Source organism: Martinezella sp. CNPSo 3959 (assembly GCF_057784355.1).
This window is the reverse complement of record NZ_JBXSOV010000001.1, coordinates 1,413,133-1,426,418: the sequence shown is the minus strand read 5'-3', so window position 1 is coordinate 1,426,418 and position 13,286 is coordinate 1,413,133. Positions and strand designations below refer to the sequence as shown.

General features: G+C 60.3%; 17 protein-coding genes. 7 read left to right on the top strand and 10 right to left on the bottom strand.

What is annotated here, in order from left to right:
• Nucleotides 1-43 precede the first annotated feature (43 nt).
• Nucleotides 44-985 (top strand): LysR substrate-binding domain-containing protein, encoded by a 942-nt coding sequence (locus tag AC13RE_RS07130; RefSeq protein ID WP_488562409.1) that lies wholly within the window; start codon nucleotides 44-46, stop codon nucleotides 983-985.
• Here AC13RE_RS07130 and AC13RE_RS07125 read toward each other — a convergent pair.
• The 6 genes from AC13RE_RS07125 to AC13RE_RS07100 form a co-directional block, all read right to left on the bottom strand.
• Entirely contained in the window at nucleotides 964-2,013 is a 1,050-nt protein-coding gene (locus AC13RE_RS07125) for an alpha/beta fold hydrolase (protein ID WP_488562408.1), read from the bottom strand. The two genes, AC13RE_RS07130 and AC13RE_RS07125, sit on opposite strands and share 22 nt — an antisense overlap.
• 99 nt (nucleotides 2,014-2,112) lie before the next feature.
• Entirely contained in the window at nucleotides 2,113-2,742 is a 630-nt protein-coding gene (locus AC13RE_RS07120) for a tetratricopeptide repeat protein (RefSeq protein WP_132717496.1), read from the bottom strand.
• Between the two features lie 90 nt (nucleotides 2,743-2,832).
• Nucleotides 2,833-2,958, bottom strand: coding sequence for a type B 50S ribosomal protein L36 (gene ykgO / locus AC13RE_RS07115; protein ID WP_003566454.1), 126 nt, complete (start codon nucleotides 2,956-2,958; stop codon nucleotides 2,833-2,835).
• 151 nt (nucleotides 2,959-3,109) lie between these two features.
• Nucleotides 3,110-4,168: a 5-(carboxyamino)imidazole ribonucleotide synthase gene (locus AC13RE_RS07110; protein ID WP_488562407.1), complete on the bottom strand. Its 1,059-nt coding sequence runs from the start codon at nucleotides 4,166-4,168 to the stop codon at nucleotides 3,110-3,112.
• Nucleotides 4,165-4,662, bottom strand: coding sequence for a 5-(carboxyamino)imidazole ribonucleotide mutase (gene purE, locus AC13RE_RS07105; protein ID WP_015341043.1), 498 nt, complete (start codon nucleotides 4,660-4,662; stop codon nucleotides 4,165-4,167). Before purE ends, AC13RE_RS07110 begins: the two co-directional genes overlap by 4 nt.
• A 16-nt stretch (nucleotides 4,663-4,678) precedes the next feature.
• Nucleotides 4,679-4,882: a YdcH family protein gene (locus tag AC13RE_RS07100; protein ID WP_015341042.1), complete on the bottom strand. Its 204-nt coding sequence runs from the start codon at nucleotides 4,880-4,882 to the stop codon at nucleotides 4,679-4,681.
• 230 nt (nucleotides 4,883-5,112) lie between these two features.
• Here AC13RE_RS07100 and AC13RE_RS07095 point away from each other — a divergent pair, with 230 nt between their 5' ends.
• Nucleotides 5,113-5,286, top strand: a complete 174-nt coding sequence (locus AC13RE_RS07095) for a YdcH family protein (protein WP_015341041.1) — start codon at nucleotides 5,113-5,115, stop codon at nucleotides 5,284-5,286.
• A gap of 357 nt (nucleotides 5,287-5,643) precedes the next feature.
• On the opposite strand, the gene AC13RE_RS07090 is transcribed toward AC13RE_RS07095, so the two are convergent.
• Nucleotides 5,644-5,904, bottom strand: coding sequence for an ArsR/SmtB family transcription factor (locus AC13RE_RS07090; RefSeq protein WP_015341040.1), 261 nt, complete (start codon nucleotides 5,902-5,904; stop codon nucleotides 5,644-5,646).
• A gap of 222 nt (nucleotides 5,905-6,126) precedes the next feature.
• Between AC13RE_RS07090 and AC13RE_RS07085 the strand changes: the two genes are divergently transcribed.
• The 5 genes from AC13RE_RS07085 (at nucleotide 6,127) to AC13RE_RS07065 (ending at nucleotide 11,216) form a co-directional block, all read left to right on the top strand.
• The gene (locus tag AC13RE_RS07085; RefSeq protein ID WP_488562406.1) at nucleotides 6,127-6,780 is read left to right on the top strand and encodes a thiamine phosphate synthase; all 654 of its coding nucleotides are present in this window, start codon (nucleotides 6,127-6,129) and stop codon (nucleotides 6,778-6,780) included.
• A gap of 9 nt (nucleotides 6,781-6,789) precedes the next feature.
• The gene (locus tag AC13RE_RS07080) at nucleotides 6,790-8,010 is read left to right on the top strand and encodes a tetratricopeptide repeat protein (protein ID WP_488562405.1); all 1,221 of its coding nucleotides are present in this window, start codon (nucleotides 6,790-6,792) and stop codon (nucleotides 8,008-8,010) included.
• Nucleotides 8,011-8,201: 191 nt separating this feature from the next.
• A complete protein-coding gene (locus tag AC13RE_RS07075) occupies nucleotides 8,202-9,002 on the top strand; it encodes an inositol monophosphatase family protein (protein WP_015341037.1) in 801 nt (266 codons plus the stop codon).
• A 135-nt stretch (nucleotides 9,003-9,137) separates the two neighbouring features.
• Nucleotides 9,138-10,181, top strand: coding sequence for a hypothetical protein (locus AC13RE_RS07070; RefSeq protein ID WP_041677656.1), 1,044 nt, complete (start codon nucleotides 9,138-9,140; stop codon nucleotides 10,179-10,181).
• Between the two features lie 3 nt (nucleotides 10,182-10,184).
• Complete coding sequence (locus tag AC13RE_RS07065) at nucleotides 10,185-11,216, top strand: peptidoglycan -binding protein (protein WP_488485051.1); 1,032 nt, start codon at nucleotides 10,185-10,187, stop codon at nucleotides 11,214-11,216.
• A gap of 4 nt (nucleotides 11,217-11,220) precedes the next feature.
• Here AC13RE_RS07065 and AC13RE_RS07060 read toward each other — a convergent pair whose 3' ends face one another.
• The 3 genes from AC13RE_RS07060 to AC13RE_RS07050 form a co-directional block, all read right to left on the bottom strand.
• Nucleotides 11,221-12,468, bottom strand: coding sequence for an RNA polymerase sigma factor (locus AC13RE_RS07060; protein ID WP_488562404.1), 1,248 nt, complete (start codon nucleotides 12,466-12,468; stop codon nucleotides 11,221-11,223).
• Between the two features lie 5 nt (nucleotides 12,469-12,473).
• Nucleotides 12,474-12,812, bottom strand: coding sequence for a YciI family protein (locus AC13RE_RS07055; RefSeq protein WP_095435751.1), 339 nt, complete (start codon nucleotides 12,810-12,812; stop codon nucleotides 12,474-12,476).
• A gap of 247 nt (nucleotides 12,813-13,059) precedes the next feature.
• On the bottom strand, nucleotides 13,060-13,248 hold the full coding sequence (locus AC13RE_RS07050) for a YegP family protein (RefSeq protein ID WP_015341032.1): 189 nt from the start codon (nucleotides 13,246-13,248) through the stop codon (nucleotides 13,060-13,062).
• Nucleotides 13,249-13,286 lie beyond the last annotated feature (38 nt).

Genomic DNA, 13,286 nt, shown 5'->3' with positions numbered 1-13,286 from the left:
GATAATTCTGGATACATAGTCCCAAAAATATGGATGGTTATCCGTGCGAAAGATCATCTTCGATCTCGATGTGCTACGCAGCTTCGTCACCGGCATGGATCTTGGCAGCTATGCCAAGGCGGCAGACCGGCTGGGGCGTTCAACCTCGGCCATCAGCGCCCAACTCAAGAAGCTGGAGGAGCAGGCGGGCACGCCTATCTTCCGCAAGGCGGGCCGGGGACTGGCGTTGACGGAGGCCGGCGAGACGATGCTTGGCTATGCACGGCGACTGTTGGACCTCAACGACGAGGCGGCCACGGCGCTCCATGGGACCGAGCTTGAAGGCTGGGTGCGCCTGGGGCTGCAAGAGGATTTCGGCGAGACGCTGCTGCCGGACGTATTGGGCCGCTTCGCCCGTGCACATCCCAAGGTGCGTATCGAGGCGCGTGTCGTGCGCAACGCGGAACTTGTGGAACGGGTGACGTCAGGCAAGCTCGATCTGGCGCTTGCCTGGAGCGATGGTTTCCGCACGGCTTATACGGACCGCATAGCCGAAGTATCGCTCTGCTGGGTCGGCCCGGCGAGTGGCGGCATGCAATGGCACGCCGATGGTGGCGAGGCCATGCCGCTCGCCTCGCTCGAAGCGCCTTGTTTGCTGCGGAATATCGCCACGAAGACGCTCGATCGCGCCGGCATCGGCTGGCGAATATCTTTCGTCAGCCCGAGTCTCGGGGGGCTTTGGGCAGCAACGGCGGCAGGTCTCGGCCTGACACTGCGCACGCCGCTCGGTCTGCCGCCAAAGGTACGGCAATTGATGCCGGGAGAGGCGGGCTTGCCGGCTTTGCCGACGCTCGATCTCGTGCTGCATCGTACCGAGGCGGAGGGGAGCCCGGCGACGGAGCGGCTGGCATCTATCATGGTGCAGGCGGTACGGCAGACCGTCGAGACCGTGCCGCAAAGCCGCATCTTTGAGGATGCGTCTGGTCAGGATGTCGTCATGGCCTGAGAAACGGTGGCAGCTTCAACGGATCCTTCCGTCAGGCTGGCGATGCGGATTTCCGCCTGTGCAGCCAGCTCATACAGGTCACGCGGCTGGCCTGCCAGCCGTTCCATGGCAGCGATCGCTACATCCGTCGTTACATAATCCGGCTTATGGCCAAGATTGCGGATGGTGACGAGTTCGGCGCCAGGGATATCCCGGGCAAGGCCGCGCGAATGCAATTCCTCGAGCACGATATCGTCACTGTCGCCGGTGATGATGACCGTGGGCGCCTTGATCTCGCTATAGCGCGGCGCATGGGCCGAGACATAGGCAAAGAGATTAACCACGTCGATCGCATTGTTGCGAAAGGTTTGCGGACGCAGCACCAGTTCCGGTGCCGTCTTCATTATATAATCCGCCGGCCGTTCGTTGGGGCGGAAGATGCTGAGCGTGCCGCTTTCCACGCGACGTAAGCCGAGTGGAATGACGAGGAGTTGAGTAAAAAGCCAGCCAAGAACGGGCAGGGCGGCAAGCGTATAATACCAGTCGATGCCACCGGGCCAAGGATGGGTGGCAGGTGCCAGAAACAGTAGTCCTTTCGTCTTTTCAGGGTGTCGCATGCCGAAGGCGGCTGCGATCGCACCACCGAAGGAGTGACCGACGATGATGGCGCTCTTGATGCCGCGCTTGTCCATCAGCTTGGCGATCGCATCGGCCTGGCCGGAGGGCACCGCGTTTTCGGCCGGCCCGCGCTCGGAATAGCCGTGACCGGGGCGGTCGACGAACAGCATTTCGGCGCGGCCAGATAAAGGTGCTGCAAAGGCCTCGAACTGGTCGCGCAGATTGCCGCTGGCCCCATGGATAAAGACCAGGGCTGGCAGATCAGCCGTTGCCGGGCGTGGCAAATGGACCGCGTTGAGGCGGTAGCCGCCAATATCGGTAAGTTCGCCAATATTGGGATAGGCCTGCTCGATGGCGCGGGTCTTGTAGGCGGAAAAGCCCGCGGCGGCGATAAGAAGCAAGACAATGGCGACGAGGAAAGAATCGATCATTGCGGCACGGATCAAATATCTTAAGACGCTAATCTAGCGCGATATGGCGGCTTTTCATCCCTTCAAATGCGATTTTCGCCGGGAAACCGCGGCGGAAAATCAGGTGCGGCTGCCGGCGATCTTTTCCGACAGCTTGTCCGCTTCCTCCTGGGCCGATCGATTCGCAGGATAGACTTCGAGAAAGCGCTGCCAGGCCTTGAGCGCGAGAGTATCGTTGCCGCGTTCGGTCAGCATTGCCGCCATGCCGGCCAGCGCTCCGAAATGGCGCGGCTCGATGCGCAGCACCTGATTGATGTCTTCCATCGACTTGCGATAGTCGCCGATCGCGAAATTGAGTGTGGCGCGTCGGTTCCAGCCTTCGACATAGTCGGGCTTCAGCGAGATCACCTGATCGAGATAATCCATCGCGGCGGCATTGCGCTTGTCCTGAATGGCCTTGTCAGCCCATTGCATCAGGAGATTGATGGTAGCGCTGCCGGAATCGGCGAACTGGGCATTGATCTGGTCCGCAATGAGGCTTGCCTGGTCGGGATCGCGCTGCCGCTTCAGCGTCGTGAACAAATTGTCGAGCTGCCGCTTGGGCGACAGGGTGCCGGAGGAATTGCCCTGATTCTGCTTTTCCACAGGGTTTGGTTCATCAGCCGGCGCCGCATGGGGTGCAGAGGCAGTCAGAGCAAACAGAATCGGCAGGGCTAGATATGACAAAGCAAAAACGCGCATGGCGGGCATAGTAGCCCGCCAATGTCGAAGATCAAAACAAATTTGATGCGATCAACTAAAACTGAGGCTCGATCCGTGGGATCGGAGCCGCGCGCTGTATCAGCCTTGGCGAGCCTTGAAGCGCGGGTTCAGCTTGTTGATGATGTAGATACGGCCCTTACGGCGGACGAGACGGTTGTCACGGTGGCGCGCCTTGAGCGACTTGAGCGAATTCTTGATCTTCATTTTTCTGATCCGCGATCTCTGAGGGGGAATGTCACATTCGCCCGGGTCTTTAACAATCAAAAGCGCGCTCAGGGCGCGCTCTTTAGGGTGGGGAGCAAATACCCTGTCGGCCGTGCGCTGTCAACCATGTCAGGGCTTTTTCCCGCTGATCTCAGCGCAGAAGCTGTGTAACATGCCCCATCTTGCGGCCCGGCCGGGCTTCGGTCTTGCCATAGAGATGCACCAGCGTGTCGTCAAGGCGCAGCCAATCCGGCAGCGCCAGGATGTCGTCACCGATCAGATTCGTCATGACGCAGTCCGAATGACGATCGGGATTTCCGAGCGGCAGGCCGCCGACGGCGCGGATATGCTGCTCGAATTGCGAGATGACGCAGGCGGCTTCCGTCCAATGGCCGGAATTGTGGACGCGCGGCGCCATTTCGTTGGCGATCAGACTGCCATCGGCAAGCACGAAGAACTCGATGCCGATGACACCGACATAGCCGAGCGCCGTCAATATCTTTTCCGCAGCATCGCGAGCGGCGTTCGCCGTCTCTTGCGAAATGCTCGCCGGCAGCGTGGAGGTGTGGAGAATGCCGTTGCGATGGACGTTCTCTGCCGGATCGTAGCAGGCGACCTTTCCGTCGCTGTCCCGGGCGGCGATGATGGAGACCTCGCGCTCGAAGGATACGAAGCTTTCCAGAATCAACGGAACGCTGCCCAAGGCCGCGTAGCCGCCTTCGGGGCTGTCGGCGGCGGAGCGATAGACGCGCTGTCCCTTGCCGTCATAGCCGAGGCGGCGCGTCTTCAGCACGCCTTGGCCGCCGAAATCGGCTAGCGCCTTTTCGAGGTCCTCCTGGCTGTCGACGGCATGGAAGCGGGCCGTCGGAATGCCGCAGCCGTTGATGAAGCTCTTTTCGGTCAGCCGGTCCTGCGCCATTTCAAGCGCCTTGGGCGGCGGATAGACCGTTACCTGCGAGGCAAGATCCTCAGCGGCGGTCACGGGCACGTTCTCGAACTCATAGGTCACGACATCGCAGCGCTTCGCCAGCTCGGCAAGGGCGGCCGCATCGTCATAGGCGGCTGTGATCTGTTCGTTGGCAACATGGGCCGCCGGGCAATCGGCCTGGGGCTCGAGGATGATGGTGCGAAAATTTAGGCGTGCGGCCGCCATGGCCAGCATGCGGCCGAGCTGGCCGCCGCCGATGATACCGATCGTCTTCGCGTTCATAGGTCGTCCATCGGATATTCGGCAACGGCGGCGCTCTGGCGCGCGCGCCATTCGTCGAGCCGGTCGGCAATCTCTTCGTCGCCGAGCGCCAGGACAGCGGCAGCAAGAAGGGCGGCATTGACCGCGCCGGCCTTGCCGATCGCAAGCGTGCCGACGGGAATGCCGGCCGGCATCTGCACGATCGAAAGAAGGCTGTCCTGACCGGAGAGCGCACGTGACTGAACCGGCACGCCAAAGACCGGAAGAGGCGTCATGGACGCCGCCATGCCCGGCAGATGTGCCGCGCCGCCGGCGCCCGCGATGATGACCTTGAAACCCTCGTCCCTCGCGCCCTTGGCGAAGCTCACCAGCCTGTCCGGCGTACGATGCGCGGAAATGATGCGCGCATCATAAGTGATCTCAAGCGCTTCCAGGGTGTCCGCAGCATTCTTCATGGTTTCCCAGTCGGACTGGCTTCCCATGATGATGGCGACAGGCGGTCTTTCGGTCAGCATCGTTGCGTTGTGCTCCTCAGGCGATGATGTCGGGAATGATCTGGTCTTCCAGCTTGGTCAGCTTGTCCTTGATGACGAGCTTCTTCTTTTTCATGCGCTGGATACGAAGGGCATCGCAGCCCGTCTCGATCATGGCATTGATTGCGGCATCATAATCCTCGTGTTCCTGGCGCAGCCGCGCCACGATCAGCCTGATTTCCGCCTGTTCCTGATCGGCCATGTTCATTTCCCCAGCATATCGCGGAATCGCATTCGTTCCGCCTCCTGATTTCCGCAAGCTCCTATCACCAAATGACGATAACGGGAAGTTATCCTTCTTCACGAATTTGCCGCCTATAGGCCACGTTTTCGCCTTCGACAAAGGCTCCATCTTATGGCACAGTGAGAAGGTTGACACCTAGAGCCTTGGCGAATGGATGGTCAGGGCTCTTCAGAGGAAGGAAGGGTCATATGACTGTTCAAGCACATCTTGAATCGCTCGAAAAGAAACATGTCGCGCTCGAGGAGGCGCTGCATGCGGCAATCTCATCTCCCTCTAGCAATGATACGGAAATAGCCGACATCAAACGCAGGAAACTGCGCGTCAAGGACGAAATCCAGCGTCTGCGTTCCTCCGTTCACTGAGGTAACGTTCCAAAGTTCAAAAAGCCATCGATCTTGGGGCAAGAGAGGCAGATCGAAAGGTCTTGAGGCAAATTCCCATCCAGGATCGATGAGCATTTCCGTCAAAAACGGATGCGCCAGCTTCGTAGTGTCGAAGGTAGGGGTTGGCGCAATTTCCCCATCTTATGCAACAAATGCCGTCGTTGGCGACTCTCGGCTCGTTGTGGTCGCGGCACTCGCTCATTCGGAGGTCACGTCGTTTCGATCGCGGACTTAACTCGAAGAGCCGCTTTTCGCGCCGTCATGGCTGACGCTATCAGCTACCAAATTCCGCAAATTTCCAAGTATTCCAAGTACAATGAAGGTGGAAAAGCCGTTTCAGGACCAGAATTGATCCAGCCATAGATTCAGCTTGTCGAAACCGCGGCTGTTCACCGCATAAATGCGCTTCGTGCCTTCATTGGTGACGGAAACGAGGTTGCTGTCGAGCAAAGCCTTGAGATGCTGCGAAACGGCTGGGCGGCTGATCGGCAGGCCCTGCGCCAGTTCGTTGACCGTCTTGGGTGCGCGGCGCAACTCTTCCAGCAGATGACGCCGGTTCGGGTCCGCGATGGCTGCGAAAGGATCCATGGTCGACATGGCGGAAAGCTACGTCAAACACCAAAGGGCGGCAAGTTAATTGTGCGCTGCATGATATATTGTGCGAATGGCCGCTCGCGGAGGTGGCGTGTCCGATGTCCTTCATCGCGAACTGCCCGTTTCGGCCGCTGCCCCTTGTCAGAGAGAGCTAACGGATTTACTCACGGTTATCGAACCGGTGCGCCATCGCTGACGATGGAGGCCGAAACCATGGAAGCTCGCATGACCGTGCCCGAAGATCGTTGCCGCCTTGTACTCATCGTTCCCGACATTGCCGATATCGAGCAGCGGGCGACGGCGGTGGCCGATGCCCTGATGGGTGGGGACGTCGCTTCGGTGATCATTCCTCAATATGATCTCGATGACGGTACCTTTCAGAAACATGCGGAAAAGCTCGTGCCGATCATTCAGGCCGCAGGTGCGGCAGCGCTTATCGCTGGTGACAGCCGCGTGGCGGGCCGTGCCAAGGCCGACGGGCTGCACATTGCCGGCAATATTACCGAGCTTACGGAAGCCGTCGAAAAATTCGTGCCGAAGCTGATCGTCGGCGGGGGCAGCGCGGCCGACAGGCACAGCGCATTGGAGGTCGGCGAGCTCAGGCCGGACTATATCTTCTTTGGTAAGCTCGATGGCGATATCAAGCCCGAGGCGCATCCGAAAAATCTGGCGCTCGGCGAATGGTGGGCTTCAATGATCGAAATTCCCTGCATCGTCATGGGCGGCACCGATCCGAAGTCGGCGCTGGAGGTGGCGCTTACCGGCGCCGAGTTCGTGGCACTGCATAAGGCGGTCTTTGCCGATCCCGCCGCCGCCCCCTCGATCGTTGCGGAAGTGAATGCGCTTCTGGACGAAAAAGCGCCACGGTTTGAGGATTGATAGCGGTCCATGTCGTCAGCGCCTCGATTCCGCCATCGATCCTTCCTTGCCGTGCTTGCAGCCGGGCTTGCGGCCTTCCCGCTGCTGGCTGAGGCGCAATCCGGCAATGACAATACATCGCTGCCTGGCGTTTCTCAGCCAGCGGACAAGGGGCCGCGGCCAGAAGACAATGCGCAATCCGATGACGATACCGCGGTGCCGGATGCGCCGCAGCACAACGACAATGTCATGACGCGGCCTTTGGGCGCCGATGCCGGCACCTTCAAGACTGAAAAGATTCAGCCGGGTGCAGAGCCGAAAGCCGATAGCGACATCAAGCCATCCCAGGGTGTTGGCGTTTTCGAGCGCATGGGGGCAAATTTGCCTGACCTGCCGCCGGAAAAGCCTTTCACCGACAAGGTGGATGATGCCTATGGTGCCTTCCAACGCGGTTATTATCTGACCGCCTTTCAGAAAGCATTGCCGCGGGCGCAGCTCGGCGATCCGGCCGCACAGACCTTGATCGCGGAGCTGATGGCACAGGGCCTGGGCGTCAAGCGCGATACGAAGGACGCCGCCTTCTGGTACAGCAAGGCGGCCGAGGGCGGTGATCCCACGGCGATGTTTAAATACGCGCTGATCCTGATGGAGGGCCGCGAAATGCCCCGCGATCAGAAGAAGGCCGATGAATGGATGAAGAAGGCGGCCGATGCGGGTCAGCCTTCGGCGGAATTCAATGTCGCCCAGATGCTGACGGCCGAAAATCCAGGCCCGAAGGGTCTGCAGATGGCGCTTCCCTATTATGAAAAGTCTGCGCAGCAGGGCATTGCCGACGCACAGTATGCCGTTTCGCAGCTGTATCTGAACCTTCCCGATCTGCCGCCGGAAAAGAAGGCGCGCGCACGCGAGTGGCTGTCGCGTGCCGCCAATGCCGGCTTCGATACTGCACAGCTCGACATGGGCATCTGGCTGATCAACGGCACCGGCGGCGCGCAGGATCTCGAAAACGGCTTCAACTGGATGCGGGTCGCAGCCTATCGCGGCAACGTCGTTGCGCAAAACAAGCTGGCGCATCTTTATATCAACGCCATCGGCACGAAGCAGGATCCGGTGGCTGCCGCCACCTGGTATGTCATTTCGCGTCGTGCCGGCCTGAAAGACCCCGAGCTTGAGGATTTCTATCAAGGGATCGAGGACTACCAGCAGAAGGCGGCCATCGACGCAGCCAACAAATATCGGCGCGCGCGATAATAAAGGTGTTGGATTGAGCCTCGGCGGAGCTGATTTGATACCAGTTTGCGCCTGCCACAGCCTCACCACTTGAAATTCCCGCGATTTTATGGTCTTGAGGCCGCCAATCTTTATTTCCGCTGACGCTTCTGCTCCGTCGGTGCCTGCTTTCGGGCCCGGTCAGCGCTTTCTGCATTATCCAAGGAACCCCGATGGCCCGTTCTGCTCTTCTCAATGTCATGGTTCAGGCTGCCCTCAAGGCAGGCAAGTCGCTCAGCCGCGATTTCGGCGAAGTGCAGAACCTGCAGGTGTCGGTGAAGGGACCGGGTGATTTCGTCAGCCAGGCGGACCTGAAGGCGCAGAAGATCATCCGCGACGAGCTGTTGAAGGCCCGCCCCACCTACGGTTTCCTCGGTGAAGAAGGCGAAGAGGTCAAGGGTACGGATGGCGCCCATCGCTGGATCGTCGATCCGCTCGACGGCACCACCAATTTCCTGCACGGCATTCCGCTGTTTGCGGTCTCGATCGCGCTTGAGCGCAACGACGAGATCGTTGCCGGCGTCATCTTCAATCCGGCCACCGACGAACTCTATACGACCGAGCGCGGTGGTGGCGCATTTCTCAATGACCGCCGCCTGCGCGTGGCTTCGCGCCGCGTACTGTCGGACAGCGTCATCGGCTGCGGCGTTCCGCATCTCGGCCGCGGCAATCATGGCAAGTTCCTCGTCGAGCTGCGTCATGTCATGGGCGAGGTTGCCGGTGTCCGTCGTCTCGGTTCCGCATCGCTCGATCTTGCCTATGTGGCAGCGGGCCGCTTCGACGGCTTCTGGGAAACCGGCCTGTCTTCCTGGGATATCGCAGCCGGCATTCTGCTGATCCGCGAAGCCGGCGGCTTCGTATCGGATTTCCATGGCGGTACCGAGATGTTCGCAACGAAATCGATCATTTGCGGCAACGAGCATATCCAGAAGGCGCTTGCCGAAGTCGTCAAGCGCCCGGTCCCGACGAAGTAAGCCATTTCTCCATTCGCGTTTTAGAGTGACAAAACAGTCTGTTTCCAGCGGGCTGTTTTATGCTTTCCATCTCTTCAATTCGGCACAATGTTGCTCTAGTCTCCGCCTGCGGAAAATGCGGTGGCGGAGCGTGCAATGGAAAATGTGAAATTGGCGGATCTGGGATCGACCGACAATGTGTCGGGCAGCTACGCCTATAAGCTCTCGAGCCCGATGGCCTTTTTCTGGACGATGGTGCTTTTCCTCGTCATCGTCGGCTTTATCGTGGCTATCCTTTTCCGTCAGGCCCAGGTCGCGTTCCTGCACAATCCCGGCCTCAACGGCCTGATCGTCGGTGTGCTGGTCGTCGGCATCCTGCTGGTCTTCAACCATGTGCTGATGCTGAGACCCGAGGTTCGCTGGTTCAATCACTTCCGCGCAGTCGGCAATGCGGACAAGGTCGGTCGCAACCCGCGGCTGCTGGCGCCGATGCGGGCGCTGCTCGGCAATCGCCGTGCGATGCAGCTTTCCACGGCGACGCTGCGCTCGATCCTCGACTCGATCGCCACGCGCCTCGACGAATCGCGCGACACCTCACGCTATCTTATCGGCCTCCTCGTCTTTCTCGGCCTGCTCGGCACATTCTGGGGTCTGATCGGCACGATCGGCTCGATCAATGACGTCATCCAGGGCCTCGACGCGGGCACCGGCGACTCAGGTGACATTCTGAGCGCCTTGAAATCAGGTCTTTCCGGCCCGCTTGTGGGTATGGGCACGGCCTTCTCCTCCTCGCTGCTCGGCCTTTCCGGCTCGCTGATCCTCGGCTTCCTCGATCTCCAGGCCGGCCGTGCTCAGAACCGTTTCTACACCGAGCTCGAGAACTGGCTTTCCTCGGTCACGGATGTCGGTTCCGATATCACGCCCGTCATCGAAAATGCCGCCGGCGCCTCCTCGGAGGATGTACGTGCGCTTTCCGACTATCTGCGCAAGATCGCCGAGGAGGGCGGTGGTCAACGCTCGGTGACCGCGATGGCGAACCTTGCCGAAGGCATTCAGGGCCTGGTCAAGAACATGCGCAATGAGCAGCAGATGCTGCGCGACTGGATCGAGGCCCAGCAGGAGGAGGCGAAATCGATGCGCCGCACGCTCGACCGCCTCGCCGACCGGATCAGCCATACCGAGAAGACCGGGAGCAAGTAAGCCATGGCGCTCGCCCGCAACCGACGCCACCAGAGAAGCGTCGACTATTGGCCCGGCTTCGTCGATGCGCTGTCCACGCTGCTCATGGCGATCATGTTCCTGCTGACGGTGTTCGTCGTCGGCCAATTCATTCTCAGCCGCGAAATTTCCGGGCGCGACGAAGTGCTCAATCGCCTCAACAGCCGCATCAACGATCTGGTGCAGCAGCTGGCGCTGGAAAAAAGCGGCAAACAGGACCTGGAGGATGCTGTCGCCAATCTTCAGGCATCGCTGTCCTCGGCGGAGACTGAGCGCTCGCGGCTGCAAGACCTTCTCGCAGCGGGCTCCGGCAGCAGCCAGGCTGCGGAAAAGCGGGCTGGATCGCTTTCGCAGGAGCTTGACGATCAGAAGCAGGTGAGCGCACGGGCGATGAGCCAGGTCGATCTCCTCAATCAGCAGATTGCCGCCCTGCGCAGCCAGATCGCCGCTATCGAAGCTGCCCTTCAGGCATCGGAAGCCAAGGATCAGTCATCGCAGGTGAAGATTGCCGATCTCGGCCGGCGGCTGAATGTGGCGCTGGCACAGCGCGTGCAGGAACTGAACCGCTATCGTTCCGACTTCTTCGGCCGCTTGCGCGAAATCCTTTCGGATCGGGATAATATCCGCATCGTCGGCGACCGCTTCGTGTTTCAGTCCGAGGTGCTTTTCCCGTCCGGCGCTGCCGATCTCAATCCGGCGGGCCAGGCGGAGATGACCAAGCTTGCCGCAGCTCTCATCGATCTTTCCAAGGAAATTCCGCCCGAGATCAATTGGGTGCTGCGCGTCGATGGCCACACCGACAATGTGCCGCTTTCGGGCAATGGCCGCTATCCGGACAACTGGGCGCTGTCATCGGCGCGCGCTATCGCAGTCGTCAAGTTTCTGATTTCGCAGGGTGTGCCCGCCGACAGGCTCGTCGCTGCCGGCTTCGGCGAATTCCAGCCGATTGCCCCCGGCGATACGCCGGATGCTCGCGCCACCAACCGCCGCATCGAGCTGAAGCTGACGGAGAAGTAATCGGTCATCGCTCCGGCGCTGCGATACCATCGAGGCGTGCCTGCAGGAATTGCCGCACGGCTTCGCTATCACTGAGGCCGATCGCGGTGCGGTATGCGTGGGAAGCGCTTTCCTCATCTCCGGCTTCGGTCAGCAGGTGGGCGCGCACGGCCCAATAGGGCTGATAGTTGACGATTTCTCGCTCGGCTATCCGGTCAAGGAGAGCCAACCCCGCAGCAGGACCTTCCACTTTGCCCGTCACCGCGGCATAGCTGACGCGGGCGCCGACGGTCGGTTTCATCATAACGAGCGCCTGATAAAGCTTGGCAAGGGCCGTCCAGTCAGTGATGCCCGAGCGTCGCCGGTCGGCATGCACGGACTGGATCGCGGCCTGGCACTGGAACGGGCCGAAACGCCCAAATGTGCCAGCCTTTCGTAATAGATTATCGGCTTCCGCGATCATTTCGACGTCCCAAAGGGCCATGTCCTGCTCGTCGAGAGGGACATATCGTCCATTCGCGTCGCGCCGCGCTTTATGACGGGATTGGCTGTAGAGCATCAGCGACAACAAGCCGGCGGCTTCCGGTTCCCCGGGCAGGGTCGCAAGCAGCGTGCGGCCGAGCCAGATGGCCTCGTCCGCTAAAGATCTTTGCTTGCCGATCTCTCCGTCGACACCGTCCCAGCCGAGGCCATAGGCGGCATATATCGCCGAGAGCACGCTTTCCAATCGGTCTGGCAGTGCGGACCGCTCCGGAACGATGAAGGGAATATGTGCGTCGCGGATCTTGATTTTTGCCCGTACCAGCCGCTGGCTCATGGCTTGCGGCGAAACGAGGAAGGCTTTGGCTATGGTTGCGGCATCGATGGCCAGCACGGATTGCAGCATCAGCGGGGTGTGAGCCGAGCGATCCAGAGCCGGATGGGCGCAGACGAAGAGGAGCTTCAGGCGCTCATCCGGAAAGGTGGAATTGTCGGCATTCATGCGTTCCTCCGCTTCTTCGAAGGCCATCATGATCCTGTCGCGCGCCCCGGCCCTGACGTTCTCGTGCCTGACACGGCGAAGGAGGTTACGCTTGGCTGCAACCAGCAGCCAGGCTTCCGGATTGTCGGGGATGCCGCGTTCCGGCCAGGTACTCAACGCTGCCGCGATCGCATCCGACAAAGCATCCTCGGCCGCCGGCACGTCGCGGAAGCGTGCGGCGAGGAAGGCGATCAGCTTGCCGTAGGATTGACGCGCCGTTTGCTCGGCGGCGCGTCCGGCATCCAACGCCATGATGGCTACATCTGCAATCGCGGCCGTATCTCGACCGAACCTTGCTGGGAGATTGGGACGCGTAGCGCCCATTCCAGCGCGGCATCGAGATCCGGCACATCGATCAGGTAGAAGCCGCCAAGCTGCTCCTTACCGTCAGGGAAGGGACCGTCCTTTACTTCATGGTCCTCGCCCTGGCGACGGACAACCGTTGCCGTCTCCGGCGCCGTCAATCCCGCGCCGCCCGTCATGATGCCGGCCTGGATAAGCGCCTGCGTGTAGGCGATCCAGCCGTTCTTATAGGTCGGATCGGCGCGACGCCCAAAATCCTCGACTGATTCACGGATGATCAAAGCATATTGCATGAGATGGGTCTCCCATTTGCAGTTTTGACGATGGCCGGACGGCGTATCCCGAAAGCTGAATGCCGGAATATACAACACCGCTGGCAAAACGGCTTCCTGCCGCTTCGACATAATGAGCCGCGGGCCTGAGTGAATTCGACACTCGCGAAAAGATTTCTTGAAATTCGCCGCAGAAAATCAAAACGACCGGCATGCCCAAAGGGCAGCCGGCCGTTAATGGCTTTGCAGCGAGTGCGTGACGCGAGAATTATGCGGTGGCGGTGGTCTGGTCGTCGATGACGGCGCCGCCAACGTGAGCCTTGATCGATTCGATGGCATGCAGGGCCGAGGCCTTCGCCTTATAGCCTTCCGAACCGAACATGGTTTCGCCGTTCGAGGCCTTGAAGCGGAAGCGAAACTCGCCGGCTTTGTCCTTGTAGACTTCAAATTTATACATGGTGCACGTCTCCTAGAATCGCGTCAGCGCGGGATAAC